This is a genomic window from Paenibacillus pectinilyticus (assembly GCF_001700435.1).
Lineage (GTDB): Bacteria > Bacillota > Bacilli > Paenibacillales > NBRC-103111 > Paenibacillus_E > Paenibacillus_E pectinilyticus.
On sequence record NZ_LYPC01000011.1, the window covers coordinates 249,336 to 263,788 of the forward strand.

10 protein-coding genes are annotated in these 14,453 nt (G+C 50.6%); 1 reads left to right on the top strand and 9 read right to left on the bottom strand.

Features of this window, described 5'->3' with window-relative positions; translation table 11 throughout:
* Nucleotides 1–77: 77 nt before the first annotated feature.
* The 7 genes from A8709_RS04905 to A8709_RS04935 all read right to left on the bottom strand — a co-directional run bounded on the left by A8709_RS04905 (nucleotide 78) and on the right by A8709_RS04935 (nucleotide 8,372).
* Nucleotides 78–3,188 carry an MMPL family transporter gene (locus tag A8709_RS04905; protein ID WP_065851057.1) on the bottom strand — a complete coding sequence of 1,037 codons (3,111 nt, stop codon included), beginning with the start codon at nucleotides 3,186–3,188 and terminating at the stop codon, nucleotides 78–80.
* Nucleotides 3,189–3,345: 157 nt separating this feature from the next.
* Nucleotides 3,346–3,969, bottom strand: a complete 624-nt coding sequence (locus A8709_RS04910) for a TetR/AcrR family transcriptional regulator (protein WP_065851058.1) — start codon at nucleotides 3,967–3,969, stop codon at nucleotides 3,346–3,348.
* Nucleotides 3,970–4,340: 371 nt separating this feature from the next.
* Nucleotides 4,341–5,378 (bottom strand): Delta(5) desaturase DesA, encoded by a 1,038-nt coding sequence (gene desA, locus A8709_RS04915; protein WP_065851059.1) that lies wholly within the window; start codon nucleotides 5,376–5,378, stop codon nucleotides 4,341–4,343.
* 227 nt (nucleotides 5,379–5,605) lie between these two features.
* Entirely contained in the window at nucleotides 5,606–6,217 is a 612-nt protein-coding gene (locus tag A8709_RS04920; RefSeq protein ID WP_065851259.1) for a flavin reductase family protein, read from the bottom strand.
* A 40-nt stretch (nucleotides 6,218–6,257) separates the two neighbouring features.
* Nucleotides 6,258–6,866 (bottom strand): alpha/beta hydrolase, encoded by a 609-nt coding sequence (locus A8709_RS04925; protein WP_065851060.1) that lies wholly within the window; start codon nucleotides 6,864–6,866, stop codon nucleotides 6,258–6,260.
* Nucleotides 6,863–7,819 (bottom strand): ring-cleaving dioxygenase, encoded by a 957-nt coding sequence (locus A8709_RS04930; protein WP_065851061.1) that lies wholly within the window; start codon nucleotides 7,817–7,819, stop codon nucleotides 6,863–6,865. Before A8709_RS04930 ends, A8709_RS04925 begins: the two co-directional genes overlap by 4 nt.
* Nucleotides 7,820–7,928: 109 nt before the next feature.
* Complete coding sequence (locus tag A8709_RS04935; protein ID WP_065851062.1) at nucleotides 7,929–8,372, bottom strand: MarR family winged helix-turn-helix transcriptional regulator; 444 nt, start codon at nucleotides 8,370–8,372, stop codon at nucleotides 7,929–7,931.
* A gap of 269 nt (nucleotides 8,373–8,641) precedes the next feature.
* On the opposite strand from A8709_RS04935, the gene A8709_RS04940 reads away from it, so the two are divergent.
* Nucleotides 8,642–9,853 carry an MFS transporter gene (locus A8709_RS04940; RefSeq protein ID WP_065851063.1) on the top strand — a complete coding sequence of 404 codons (1,212 nt, stop codon included), beginning with the start codon at nucleotides 8,642–8,644 and terminating at the stop codon, nucleotides 9,851–9,853.
* A 920-nt stretch (nucleotides 9,854–10,773) separates the two neighbouring features.
* Here A8709_RS04940 and A8709_RS04945 read toward each other — a convergent pair.
* Together A8709_RS04945 and A8709_RS04950 are read right to left on the bottom strand one after the other, a co-directional pair.
* Nucleotides 10,774–12,522, bottom strand: a complete 1,749-nt coding sequence (locus A8709_RS04945; RefSeq protein WP_065851064.1) for an ABC transporter ATP-binding protein — start codon at nucleotides 12,520–12,522, stop codon at nucleotides 10,774–10,776.
* Nucleotides 12,523–12,584: 62 nt separating this feature from the next.
* Complete coding sequence (locus tag A8709_RS04950) at nucleotides 12,585–14,315, bottom strand: ABC transporter ATP-binding protein (protein ID WP_065851260.1); 1,731 nt, start codon at nucleotides 14,313–14,315, stop codon at nucleotides 12,585–12,587.
* Nucleotides 14,316–14,453 lie beyond the last annotated feature (138 nt).

A 14,453-nucleotide genomic window follows, 5' to 3' on the forward strand; every position in this document is an offset into this window, starting at 1 on the left:
AACACAAAAGGCCTCCCCCCAGGCACAATCAGCCTGGAAGGAAGCCTTCCTGTAATTACGATAGTTTTATTCTACACTTACACTGTACGACTCTCCGTAGATGCCTTGCGCGACGCCACGCCGCGCTTCGCTCTTAGCGATTCTGGCAGTGCCAGCAAAGCTGGCAGCAGCATCGGCAGCAGAACGAAGCAGAGCACGACAAGGCCGACGATGACAGCCACGGCCAGCTCGATCAACAAGACGAGACCGGATGGCACGAGTGTGGCGAAAGTTCCGCCGAGGATCACCATGGCCGAGATCACCACGCCGCCGATGTGCTTGGCGGCCTGAACAATCGCCTTCGCCGGCGATAATTCGCCAAGCTCTTTGTAACGCATCATGAGGAAGATGCTGTAGTCGACACCAACCGCAATAATAATGATGAAGGAGAAGAACGGTACGAAGGAAGAAACGCCGTCGGCACCGATAATTTTATCCGTGACGACATTCGTCGCCGTCATCGCTACATAGTAGGAAATCAATAAGCTCACTATGATGTAAACGGTTGGCCAGAACGTGCGAATCACGAACAACAAGACAATGAACACGCCGATGATCACGATGATCGCCGTACTGTTGAACGACTTCACCTGCGCCTTGTTCGTGTCATACGTGGTCGAGCTCGGCCCTGCTGCGCCCACCTTCGCGTTCTCTAGAACCGTGCCCTTCACGCTAGCTGCAAGCTCAGCGTTAATGCCTTCAATCGTATCCATCGCTGACGACGAATACGGGTCATCCTTCAAGATGACGATCATCTTCGTCATCGTCCGATCCTTGGACATGAAATTGTCCAAGGACTTCCCGAAATCCGCGCTCGACAGCGCTTCTTTCGGGATAAAGAACGTTCTCGAGCCGTTCAGCTGCGTCAGGAACTGGCTCGTTTTGCCAAGCCCATCGGACACGTCACCGAGTCCGTTGCCGCTCTGGCCAAGGCCGTCCTTCAGCTGGCCCATGCCGCCGCTGAGCCCTGACAAGCCTTCGCTCAGCTTCTGCTGACCGTCCTTGACGCTGCCAAGCGCAGCGTTCAGCTTCGCCATGTTGGCAGCGATCTCGCGGCTGCCAGCGCTGCCTTGCTTCAGCCCTTTCGCGAGCTCATCCGCTCCGCTCTGCAGCTGCGCCAATCCAGCGGCAAGCTGCGCCTGCGCGCCGTTCACTTGCGCCAAGCCTTTCGTCGTGTCCGCGAAAGCGCCATTCAGCTTGGCTGCGTTCTTGCCAAGCTCCGCAAGTCCGCCGCTCAGCTGCGTCAGACCGGAGGCAAGCCCTTCGCCGGTTTGCTTCAGCTTGATGTAATCAGCATCGGTTGTCAGCTGGCTGTACTTCGTACCAAGCCCGCCAATCAACCCATTCATCCCAACAAGTCCTTGCTGGATGCCCGTAAGCTGACTTTCAATCTGCGTGTAACCATCTGTGACTGACGTATACCCCTGCTGTAACTGTGTAAGTCCATCACTGATCTTACCGGTATTGCTCTCGACTTGCGTCATGCCATCTTTCAATCCGGCAATCCCCTTGCTCAGATCTCCCGCACCGTTAGCACCTTGCGCGATACCGCTAGCTACTTGATCCAGCGCCGTCGTTAGCTTGCCATAGCCGTCCTGCACCTGACTCGTGCCATCCACGAGCTGTCCAACGCTGGATGTATCTGGCGCAGCCAGTTTACTTTGCATCTGTGTAAGTCCGTCACGAATTTGGTTCACACCTTTTTGGGAAGCGGTAATCCCATCCGCAACGGTCTTGGTTTGACTAGAAATATAGAAATCGTCGATCGGCTTCGATTGCGGCTGCGTCACACTGGATACTTTGTCGACGCCTGGCACACTTTTCAGCTTCTCCGTCACTTTATCAATCGCGGCTAAGCCGTCGTTCGTATTGAGTGGTGTGTCGTTCTGAATCACGACCATCGTCGGAAGCGCCTGACCGCGGCTGAAATGATCCGCCACAATGCTGAAGCCCTTAGTGGACTCATGCCCCGTGCCTAGCTCCTTCAACTGGTCAAACGACAGCTTCTGATGATTCGACAATGCCAACGGAACCGTCACGATCAGAATGATCACCGTTGTAATGATCGGTCTTTTGACTGCAATACTTGTTAGGCCTGCCCAGAATTTGCTTTCCTTGTGCCCTGTGGCACCTTTGGAAGGCCAATAGAGTTTATTCCCGAGCATTTTCATGAAGAATGGTGTAACCGTTAGAATTTGCAGCAACAGGATCGCCGTTCCAATGGCCACCACGTTACCTGATTTATAAATACCGAAGTCCGAGAACGTCAATGCCGCAAACGCGATAAACACGGTTAAAATGCTGTAAAAAATCGTTTTACCCGCTGTACGGTACGTCACGCTGATCGCTTCATCCACGGATAAGCCGTGGGATAATTCCTCTTTGAATCGATTAAATAAGAGAATGTTATAATCCGTGCCGATTCCGAAAAGAATTAAGATCAGCAGCATCTGCGTCACACTCGTCACCGGGAAATTGAACTTATCAATAAGCTGCGCGGCGATCCCCATCGAAACCAGATAGGAGATACCGACGGCCAGCAGGGAGACGAAGGGAATGACAATCGAACGGAACATAATAACAAGGACTGCGAGGATAAAAATAACCGTTAACGCAGCGCTTTTCGCTACCCCAGATTCCGATGCCTTGATGTAGTCATTCTGGATGAAATCCTCCCCAGAGAGGTAATAATCGACCTTCACATCAGTCAAAACCGCCTCAAATTCCTTCTGAATGTCGTCGACGTGACGTCCTCTTTTATCCAAAGAGAAGCTCGCCATCAAGGTCGTGCCATCCTCCGAAATAAGCGAAGACTTCGCGTCTGGTAAGGAGAAGGGATCCAGCAGTTGATCGAAGCCAAGCTCCTTTTGATGGCTTTTCATACTCGTAATGCCCGCCTCGATACCCTTCATATCCGCATCAGACAGCTTATTCGGGTTATGGAAAACGACGATATCACTCGTCCCCTCGACCCCATTAATCTTGTTCAAAATCGTCGAAGCTACCTTCGAGGGACTGTCACTGCGCAGCGGGTCTTGCCCTCTAAGTCCAAGAATGGCATTCACGTCTGGTTGAATAACCGTCAGCAGCACCGTGGCGACTAGCCAGATCGCAACAATGACCCAGCGCCATTTAATAATTGATTTCATCTCTCTCTTCTCCTCCAGTAAACAAGCGTTCATTATTGAGCCAAAAAAAAGGTCGTGCCTATATATGAAATGACGTGACCGCCCTTGAGGGGCGATCCCGTGTGTCATGGCGAAGCTAGGAACTGCCTGGAACTACATGGACATGCATCACAGCCGCTTAGGCTTTCAGCAGCTTTATTTTTTCTGAAATACCTGTGCAATAGAGGTACAACAGTTCATCAACGAGCATTTTGATCGTATCGCCATCCTCATGGTCGCGCAGGATCAGGCTTATGCTCTCAATCATGGTGGTCGCAATCATGCTAGCGGCTAACTGCTCCTTCGGTGATAACACGCCTGATGGTGCAATCTCCTCGGTGAATACCTCGGTGATAATCTGGTTCACGAGCGTTATCACATCTTGTTTCGCCGACGCGAAGCGCGAGCCCTCGCTCAGATTGAGCAGAATCGTGAGCTCTGTGCTGGACTCCTTAAACAGCAGCATCAGCGAAGCATCAATTCTACGTAGGATCAGCAAATGATCGGATAATTCGGTACAAAGCGTGCTGTCTACTTCTTGCTTCGTTACACGCAGAACTTCGGCTAATTGCTCTTGAATCGGCTGGATCAGCTCGTCGAACAAGTCATCCTTGCTCTTGAAGTAGCGGTAGATGTTACCTGGTGTGATGCCGGCGGCATCTGCAATTTGCCGAATGGAGGCTTTCAAATATCCATGCTTCTTGAACTCGGACAAGGCCGCTTTGCGGATACTCTTTTTGACTTCATCTTTTAAAATTTGCATTAATAAACACCTGTTCACTTTTTGACGTCATAAAGGGATTATACAGCGCCCATCAGGCTATTGCAACAGGAAGTGTTAAGCACTTCACGAGTGCTTATCCAGTCTGATCGCGAGGGATCCAGGCAGATAAGACCACCAGGCTTGCTAGTGAGCTTCATGTCCGCACATATGCAACTGATTATGCACGAATAAGCACACCTCGCTTGCTTATCCCCTCGAGTTGGCTTCGATTTCGACAAATAGGCACGCTGTGCGGGCTTATTTGAGAATACCATAAGAGAGGCACGACTAGTTGATGTGTGCCCTTACTAACCAAAAAACCGTCACCCTGAAGTTATTCAGAACAGACGGCTCCATAATCATTCTACATCTCACTCTACATCTACGGCTTTAATAATACGCGGCTTCACTTTCATCCGGAATTGCTTCAAATCCTTGAACTGAATGAACTTCTTGGACTCCTCATTCCAGATGCGGAATTTGAGAGATTCTAGACTCGTTTTCAACGTAATCGTTTGCACATTGCGAAGCGCTGCGCTCTTATTATGAACTTTGCGCAGATGGTAATTCGGCACGCGAGGACTTAAATGATGAATATGATGATACCCAATATCCCCCGTGATCCAGTGCAGGATACGCGGCAAATTGTAGAACGAGCTGCCGTGCATGGCCGCTTTGACATAATCCCATTCGGTATCGTTTTCAAAATAGGATTCCTCATAATTATGTTGAACATAGAACAACCAGATGCCCGCCATGCCTGAGAAGAAGAACATCGGTCCTTGAATCAGCAGGAAGGATTCCCACCCCATGCCCCAGCAAAGCAATGCACTGCTGCCAACGATGGCAACATTCGTGATATACGTATTGATGCGTTCTTTCATCCCCGCACGCTTGCGGTTAAATCGGTAATCAATCAGGAAGATGAAGATTGGTCCCACAACGAACATCACAAAAGGGCTGCGGTACAAGCGGTACGTCATTCTTTTGAGCCATGATGCTTTCATATATTCATCCACGGTATATGTCCAAATATCACCCACACCTCTACGATCTAAGTTGCCGCTGGAAGCATGATGAACGGAGTGCGTATGACGCCACTGATGGTAAGGTACGAAGGTTAGTATGCCTGTTAGTGTGCCGACAATTTCATTGGCTAATTTGTTTTTGAAAAAGGATTTGTGGCAGCAATCATGAAAAATAATGAAAATTCGGATCAGAAATCCTGCTGCAAGGAGATCGATGGCAAACGTAAGCCATACGGATACTGAAAGACTTAGAAAAGCTAAATACCATAGCACGAAAAAGGGTCCCACTGTATTGATGATTTGCCACACACTATGCTTCATATGTGGTCTTTCGAAAGGCGCGATATCAGACCGCCACCCACCCTTGTCCTCATGCTTCATCCTGTTAGAACTCCTTCTCTCCGCATTGTGTCGGATCTCGTCAGTTATTATCACTTGATGTAGTACGTTGCGAATCGGATTAAGTTCCCGTTCTAGGATAATTAATGTTACATAGCCCTCTCATCATACGGGGGTAACCCGTTTTTGTAAAAGGCAATATAAGTAAGCTATGAAAAAAAAGACGAAGTGCCACTCGTTCTGCGGAAGAACGGGGCCCTTCGTCTCTTTTATTGGGGTCGATCTAGGGTAAAAAGCTCGCCAAGCTTCGCATACGAACTGCCGGCTAACCGGCTGACGGGCTTCAACTGCTGCGGATCAATATGCCCGTGATCGATCAATGTCTCGTTGATGTGAAAAAAGACGACACGGCCGATCAATAAATCTGCCGAAGGCGACTCCTTGGTTCCTCCGAGGGGAACCACCTGCTCGAGCACGCATTCCATGCGAATGCTGGCTTCTGCGACGCCAGGGACCCTGATGCGGCTGCTCGCGACGGGCGTCAGCCCCGTCAGCGCCACTTCGCTTTCCTCGGGCGGCAGCGCGGCCGCAGCTTGGTTGATCTGGTCGATGTAGGACTCGTCGGCGATATGGACGACGAACTCGCCGGTATCGACCGCATTGCGGGAGGTGTCCTTGCGGACACCCTGCTTCCGCTGCACGGAGACGGCCACCATCGGCGGGTCAGCCGTCACGATGGTGAAATAGCTGAACGGCGCAGCGTTCAGCACGCCTTCTGAGGACAACGTCGTGACGAAGGCAATCGGCCGTGGAATGATACTGCCGATCAGCAGCTTGTAGTTGTTACGTTCAGTTTGCGTTGCTGGGTCGATGCCTAACATCGCGTCCATTCGATCACTCCTCCCATGGATGGATCACGGCTTAAAACGAAATGCCCTTCAGCCACTCCGCTGCGGCAAAAACCTCCGAACGCGTCAATTGGTGACCGGAATTCTCCCAATGCACATGCACATCGGAGCCTGCATCGCTCAGCAGGCGCTCCAGCTCCTCTGACTCCTCTGGTGAGCAGATCGGGTCGTTCTTGCCCGCGCCGATGAAAACCGGCGTGTTCGTGAGGTCTGGCAGCTGCAGGCCGCGCCGCGGCACCATCGGGTGATGCAGGATGGCGGCGCGCAGCGCATCCGGGTAATGGAACAACAGGCTGCCCGCGATGTTCGCGCCGTTTGAGTAACCGATCGCCACCACATTGCAGCGATCGAAACCATGCTCTACGGCTGCCGCGTCGAGGAAGTCATACACTTCCTTCGTGCGGAAGATGAGATCCTCCTCATCGAAGATGCCCTCCGAAAGCCGGCGGAAGAACCGCGGCATACCATTCTCTAGGACATTCCCCCTCACGCTTAGCACGGAGGACGTTGGTGAAATGGCCTGCGCCAAAGGCAGCAGGTCTTGCTCGGTCCCGCCCGTTCCGTGAAACAGAACGAGCACAGGAGCAGTTAGATCAGATCCTTGCTGATAGATATGTTTCATTGTTTATCCCCCTCCAATACGCGCACCTCAATTGGCGGCAGGTTTTTCACGATTTGGTCACGGCTTTCTTCGAACCATTCTGGCAGCATTAATTTCTCACCAAGCGCCTCTGGCTGCTCATCTCTCGCAAACCCCGGTGGATCTGTGGCAATCTCAAATAGGATGCCCCCTTCCTCACGGAAGTAAATCGCATTGAAATACTGACGGTCAATGATCGGTGTAGGGTGGTAGCCTTGGCTAGCCACATGGCTTCTCCAGAGCTCGTGCTCCGCATCATCTTTGGCACGCCAAGCGATATGATGCACCGTACCCGCTCCGCCAGCGCCATAGTCCATCGGCGTTACGTTGATATCGACGATGTTGCCGAGGTCGCCAAAGGATGCGAAGCGTGCGTAGGCGCCTTCTTGCCCTACTTTTTGCAGCCCCATCACGTTCTGCAGCAGCTGTGAGGTTTTGTCAGGAGCCGTGCTGTACAGAACAGCGCCTCCGAAGCCTTTGATCGCTTTATCCGTTGGTACGCCGCCGAAGGACCATTGGCTAGCCGCGCCTTGCTCGCGCTCGACGATCTCAAGTTTTAGACCATCGGGGTCTTTGAACTGAAGATAAGTCTCCGCGAAGCGGTTTGTTTTTTCAAAAGCAACACCGAACTGAGCTAGACGCGCTTCCCAGAAGGACAAGCTGCCTATTGGTACTGCATACGTTGTGATTCCAACTTGACCGCCGCCAATCCGACCTTTACGGGAACCCGCATAAGGGAAGAAAGTAATGATCGTGCCCGGGCTGCCGGCTTCGTTACCGAAATAGAGATGATACACTTCTGGCGCATCGAAATTGATCGTTTTTTTGATCATACGAAGTCCCAAAATACCTGCATAAAAGTCTACGGTTGCCTGTGCATGTTGAACGAAAGCGGTGATATGGTGGATACCTGCGGTTTGTTGTTGTGTTGTCATTATAGCCAACTCCTTCATATTTAAGAATCTTTATTTAAAGATAGTTTACATGCAATGGTGATCTACTAGGATGAAAAGAGAGCTGCGTTAGAAGAACTCATTCGTTCCTCTACTTGAATCCCTCTTGTGCGAATTTGCCAAGCTTCTTCAAAAGCTTACTTGCCAGCTTCTTCTCGTCTTCCGTCAGGCCCGCCACTGCATTCTCAATCACTTCGGCATGCCTCGGAAATACATCCTCAATAAATTGTTTCCCTTTTTCCGTAATTTCAGCAAAAATTAATCGGCGATCTTCTGTGGATGTGTTGCGAACTACATATTCCTTTTTCACCAGCTTATCGACGACATACGTAATGTTCCCGCTGCTCATCAGCACCTTGCTGCCTATTTGTTGAATCGCCTGCGCGCCCTTGTGGTAAAGCAGCTCCAGAACACCAAACTCTGTGCGGTTCAGTCCATGCTTGCGAATATCTCGATCCCCGTGGGCATTCACCCACTCGCTCGCTCTGGAAAGGGCGATATACAGATCTAGAGAATCATTTCTCATTTCGCTCATGTTGCTTCACCTCATTTCATCGCTTCGTTTATCTTAATTTAAAGATACTTTATTTAAAGATAAATGTCAACAGGTGTGATTAAAATAATTTACTGACTCAGCAGCTCGAATGGAGGGCCTTTTTATACGTTGCACCTTACTAGCTAGTATGTCCTTTCACTCCCCCTCATACTTATGGCAAAATCTTGAACAGATTGTCACAACTTTTAGACCAGTCCTCATGGTATGATTAGACCTTTAGAACGGAAGAAAGGTTGGTTAGTCCATTCATGCATACTTCACACGTTTTACAAGGGACGGCGGCCGAGAAAGAACGGTTCCCTATCTCCCTTTTCTCCCTTACGGTCGGCGCTTTCGCCATTGGTATGACCGAGTTCGTCATCATGGGAATTCTACCGAATGTCGCGGATGACTTGAACGTTAGTATATCTCAAGCGGGGCAGCTCATTACGGGCTATGCGCTCGGCGTGGCTTTCGGCGCCCCTATTCTTGCCATGCTTACGCACAAGCTGCCGCAAAAGCGCCTGCTGTTGGTGCTGATGCTTATTTTCATCTTAGGTAACGGATTAGCGGCCCTCGCACCGAGCTATAGCGTTGTGCTCATAGCAAGGCTGATCACAGCCTTGGCACACGGTACCTTCTTCGGTGTGGGCTCCGTCATCGCAGCGAATTTAGTCAGGCCCGAGAAAAGGGCGAGCGCCATATCCGTCATGATGGCAGGTCTGACCATTGCCAATATCCTAGGCGTGCCACTTGGCACATTCATCGGTCAGCATCTCGGCTGGCGTGCCTCCTTTGGTTCAGTTGTCATCATGGGGATCATTTCATTCATCGGCATTCTTATCTTCATCCCGCAAATTCAGTCCAAAACGAATAGCAGCCTTCAAAGGCAGGTTCGTTCTCTCTTGCAGCCGCGGCTTTTGCTAGTTTTTCTAATTGGCGCGCTAGGCTGCAGCAGCTTGTTCGCGGTGTTTACTTACATTGCACCGATCTTGATTCAAGTAACGGGCTTTAAAGAAAGCAGCGTGACGTGGATTCTCGTCTTATTCGGCTTTGGGGTCACGTTAGGCAACATCGTTGGCGGCAAACTCGCCGACTGGAAGCTGATGCCGTCCTTGATCGGCAACTTTGCCGCTCTGGCCCTCATCCTAGCCGTATTTGCTTATACGGACCAGTTCCCTGTTGCCGCGATCGTCACCATCTTCATCTGGGGGATCGCATCGTTCGGGATTTTGCCTGGGCTGCAGATTCGCATCATGAATCTGGCCAAAGAAGCACCGGAGCTCGCAGCCACCTCAACGCATTCCGCGTTGAATCTTGGCAATGCGGGCGGCGCTTTCCTCGGCGGCTGGGCGATTACGCACACCGGCCTGACGTCCCTGCCTTGGATCGGCGCCGGTTTAACCGGGGCTGGGTTTGTATTAATGGTGTGGAGTTATTTGAAGGAACGCAACGTGAAGAACTTAAATAAAGCAGCTTAAGCGTAACGCGAGTCTGCATAAGTGCGCCAGCGGCAGCTAGGACTTGGTCATCAAGTCTTAACATGCCGCTGTTTTTTTAGCCTAAATAACCCTCGTCTCGATGCTAGGGGTACGTGTTGTTAACAAATTAATGGTTTGGCTACTCTCTCACGTTCAAGCTAACTGTAAAACGTACAGCTAATTTCGCCACTTTCCTCACTTTCCGTTGTGCTAACTGTATTTCCTGCAGGTAATTTGGCCGTATTTTGCAGATCAGGCGCATTTCGGTGATTTTAACTGTAGGAAATCAATCTAATCCTTCGTCAGGAGTAAAATTCTCGAAATTAACTGGAGGTTTTCCAGTTAGCCGAGGTGGGGTCAGGGTTAGTGACGGAAGAGCCACGAAGTTGCGGGCACTCCGCCACTTCGCAATTCCTGCATCAAATGAAGTAATTAGCGTGTTTATTAGTGCGTTAGCTTGCTGTTGCGAGGATACGTTCTGATGATGGGTTAAGCGACTTTTGAGGGATATGTGTTGTTAACAAATTAAATGGTTTAGCTACTCTGTCACGTTCAAGCTAATGGCCTAATGGTTTAGCTACTCGCTCACGTTCAAGCTAACTGTATAACGTACAGCTAATTTAGCAACTTTCCTCACTTCTCTGCTTGCTAACTGTATTTCCTGCAACTAATTTGGCCGTATTTTGCGGATCAGGCGCATTTCGATGATTTTAGCTGTAGGAAATCCATCTAATCCTTCGTCAGGAGCAAAATATTCGAAATTAACTGTAGGTTTTCCAGTTAGCGTCGGTCGAGCTGCTGGGACTTGGGCTGAACGGCGGTGGAGCCTACGCTTGCGCCGGTATGCCGCGCCATATCACGCGGCGCTTGCCCAACACAAAAAATGCGCTCCCTCAATCACCCGAGGGAGCGCATTTCTACTATCCTACAACTGCTGAAGCGCCCTTCTGCAGTTGGTACATTTTCGCGTAGCGGCCGCCCAGCGCCATAAGCGTGTCATGATTGCCACGCTCGGCGATCTCGCCGCGGTGCAGCACAAGAATTTGATCCGCATCGCGGATCGTGGACAACCGGTGCGCGATGACGAGCGTTGTGCGCCCTTCACTCACAACCTTCAGCGCGCGCTGGATGAGGCCTTCCGTCTCGCTGTCGATGGAGGCTGTCGCCTCATCGAGAATCAGGATCGACGGATCGAACGCCAGCGCTCGCGCGAAGGAGATCAACTGCCGCTGGCCCGAGGACAGCGTGCTTCCCCGCTCGACGACTTGCTCGTCGTAGCCGTTTGGCAGCTGCTCGATAAAACCAGCAGCGCCGACATCGCGCAGCGCCCCCTTCACTCTGTCCAGCGAGATATCCTCGTTGTACAGACTGACGTTGAACTTGATGTCCCCTGCGAACAAGAACGGATCCTGCAGGACGATCCCCATATGCTTGCGGAGCGCTTGCTTGGACATACCCTTGATGTTGCGTCCATCAATCGTAATCGCGCCCTCCTGCGGCTCGTAGAAGCCGAGGAGCAGGTTCATGATGGAGCTTTTGCCTGAGCCGGTGTGCCCGACTAGGGCAATAGTTTCCCCTTTTCGCGCCTCAAAGGAAATGCCTTTCAGTACGTTTTCCCCTTCTTTATAAGCAAAGGTCACATTGTCGAACTTCACGATACCCTCTGGTCGCTGCACGTGGCCAACCTTCTCGACATCTTGACCTTCCATGTCGAGGATGGTGAATACCTTCTCCGCAGACACAAAAGCCCGCTGCGCATTCGTCAACTGATCGAAAATACCGATAATTGGTTGGAAAATCCGACCCAAATAATCAATATACGCATAAAACACCCCGAAGGAGATGGCGCTCCCCAACGATTTTCCGCCAAAATACCAAATTACCATCGCCGTCACCAAGCTGCCGATCGTCCCCACTACGTTCCGCGAGGAAAGGGCATAAATTCGGAACTGTTTCAGCTGGTTTACATAGCGATCTTTGTTCAGGACTTCGAACTCATCCAGTGTAACCTTCTCACGGCGAAAAGCCTGAATAATCGGCATCACGACGATCGATTCATTAATCATCGCATTCATATCGCTAAGTCTAGCGCGCATGATGGTGATGAAGATTTTGGAATATTTGAGATGAACATACATAATCACAACAAAGATCGGCGGAAGCACTAAGCCATATAAGGCCAGATGCCAATCCAACAAGAAGAGTGCCACATAAATACCTATGAGCTGCATGATGCTGACAACGAAGGTCGCCATGAAGCTCATGAAAAGGTCACGTACCGCTTCGGTATCATTCGCAATTCGGGAAACAACCTGCCCAATCGGCGTGGTATCGAAATAACGCAGTGAAATGCGCTGAATATGCTGCATGAGATCCATCCGCATATTTTTGATAATTTGCAGCGCGGTGGATTGTAAGATGTATGCTTGCGAATAATTACAAAGACCAGCCGTTAGCAGCAGCCCCATATAGAGGCCAAGCAGCTTAAGCACGGGAGCAATTTCTTGCGCACCGGTTGAGAGATGGTGATCAATAATGGTTTTCGTTATATAAGGCCCGCCCAGCTCGGCAGCGACGGAACAACAAAGAATGAGCATCGCGCCGAGAATTCTGAACTTGTAGACGAGGGCGTAAGAAATAAGTCGCCTGGCCGTAGTCGGTTTAGACAATCTGTCGTCCTCCTAAAAGTTTTACTTTGGTAAAACGATTTTCGTAAGCATGAGCTAAGTTCTCACTCTTCAAGACTGGCTTCCATCTGTTGACGATCCCACTGCTCGCGGTACCAACCGCCGAACTGCATCAGTTCTTCATGGGTACCTTCTTCAATAACTCTGCCCTCGTCGAGGACAAGAATCCAGTTGGCATGGCTCACAGCGGACAACCGGTGTGTGGAAATCAGCGTCGTACGACCCGCACGTTCCTTACGGATGTGCTGGAGAATACGGCTTTCGGTGCGCGCATCTACCGCGGAGAGCGAGTCATCCAGCAGCAAAATCTCCGAATCAATCAGAAGCGCTCGCGCAATCGCCAGACGTTGTTTCTGTCCACCGGACAGCATGACGCCATTCTCACCGACAATGGTCGCTAATCCTTCTGGCATTTGAGCAATATCTTGGGTAAAAGAAGCCATCTCCACGGCGTGTGCAATCTCTTCCGGCGAAGCCGTGTGCTTGCCTAACGCGATGTTATCGCGAATCGACTTCGATAGCAGCAAATGCTCTTGCGGCACGTAAGCGACCCAGCGCTTCATTTGATCCATGGCGATTTGTTCAATCGGCACATCGGAAATGAGCAATCTGCCTGGCTCGATCTGATATTGGCGCAGCAACTGCTTCAGCAGCGTCGATTTACCGCTACCGGTACGGCCGACAATGCCGAGCGTTTGTCCCCGCTCGAGCTCGAAGGAAACGTTAACCAAGCTCGGATGGTTTGCCGTCGGGTACGTGAAGGTCAAGCCATTCATCGCGATCCGATTTGGAACAGCGACGGGAATCGGCAAGTCGACATCGACCAGATCGGCTTTCTGCGACAGCGCCTTATCCAGACGATCTGCCGAGGCGCTTCCGCGCTGCAGAACGTTAATAAACTCGCCGAAGGAAATCATCGGCCAGATGAGCATACCGAGGTAAATATTGAAGGAAATCAGCTGCCCCAGCGTGATTTCACCTTGGAATACGAGATACGAGCCGTATCCGATGCCAATGGAATAGCTGAGACCAACAATCAACGAAGTCAACGGTTGGAACAGCGCATTGAGCATGGAGACGCGGCGGTTTTTGTTCATGACGTCGGAGGTAACCGCATCGAACGCCTTCAAATCCTGCGTTTCTTGCACGTACGAGCGAATCACACGGATGCCGGAGATCGATTCCAGCGCATGATCATTCATCACACCGAAGGAGGCCTGTGCCGCAAGGAAGCGAACTCTCACTTTTTTGCCTAGCAGATTAATCATCACAGCAAGAAAAGGCAGCGGAATAAGTGCCGCAAGCATTAACTTGAAGGAGATCAGCGACACCATCGTAATGATAACGACTGAAGCACCAACGATCGTAGATACGAGTGTCATGACCCCGTAACCGGAAGTTTGACCAATGGCTAGAATATCATTCGTCGCCAGCGCCATCAGCTGTCCCGTCGAGTTGCGTTGGAAGAACGCCGGAGACATTTTGGACAAATGCGTCAGCAACCGCCCTCGAAGCAGCTTCTCCACCAGCGCGGAGTTACCGAATAGGTTCGTGATCCATAAATAGGCCATCACATAAAGAAGTAGAGAAAGTCCAACAAGCAATAAGACCGTATGATGAAGCCCGGAAGCTGTTAAATTCCCATTACGAATATGGTCAATGGTATTCCCTATCATTTTAGGCGGAATTGTAGCTAATAAATTCACACCGACTAACAGTGAGATTGCCAGTACATAATACTTCCATCTCTCTTTAAAAAACCATCGAAGCTTCATAACAAAAGACAAATTTTCCACCTCTTTTTCAATTTCTAAGCACACTCATTGATTCTATAGTTTCCACTCTATGAAGTCCACTCAGGATCTTGGTTAAAATGAAACTTTCAGCTCGTCTGCAACCTTATCGCGAGACGG

Bases quoted from the DNA above. Each gene is read 5' to 3' on its own strand.
- A8709_RS04920 (WP_065851259.1), bottom strand. From the start codon at position 6,217: ATGTTAGGCATCGACCCAGCAACGCAAACTGAACGTAACAACTACAAG.
- A8709_RS04910 (WP_065851058.1), bottom strand. From the start codon at position 3,969: ATGCAAATTTTAAAAGATGAAGTCAAAAAGAGTATCCGCAAAGCGGCC.
- A8709_RS04950 (WP_065851260.1), bottom strand. From the start codon at position 14,315: ATGAAGCTTCGATGGTTTTTTAAAGAGAGATGGAAGTATTATGTACTG.
- desA (WP_065851059.1), bottom strand. From the start codon at position 5,378: ATGAAGCATGAGGACAAGGGTGGGTGGCGGTCTGATATCGCGCCTTTC.
- A8709_RS04905 (WP_065851057.1), bottom strand. From the start codon at position 3,188: ATGAAATCAATTATTAAATGGCGCTGGGTCATTGTTGCGATCTGGCTA.
- A8709_RS04930 (WP_065851061.1), bottom strand. From the start codon at position 7,819: ATGACAACACAACAACAAACCGCAGGTATCCACCATATCACCGCTTTC.
- A8709_RS04925 (WP_065851060.1), bottom strand. From the start codon at position 6,866: ATGAAACATATCTATCAGCAAGGATCTGATCTAACTGCTCCTGTGCTC.
- A8709_RS04935 (WP_065851062.1), bottom strand. From the start codon at position 8,372: ATGAGCGAAATGAGAAATGATTCTCTAGATCTGTATATCGCCCTTTCC.
- A8709_RS04940 (WP_065851063.1), top strand. From the start codon at position 8,642: ATGCATACTTCACACGTTTTACAAGGGACGGCGGCCGAGAAAGAACGG.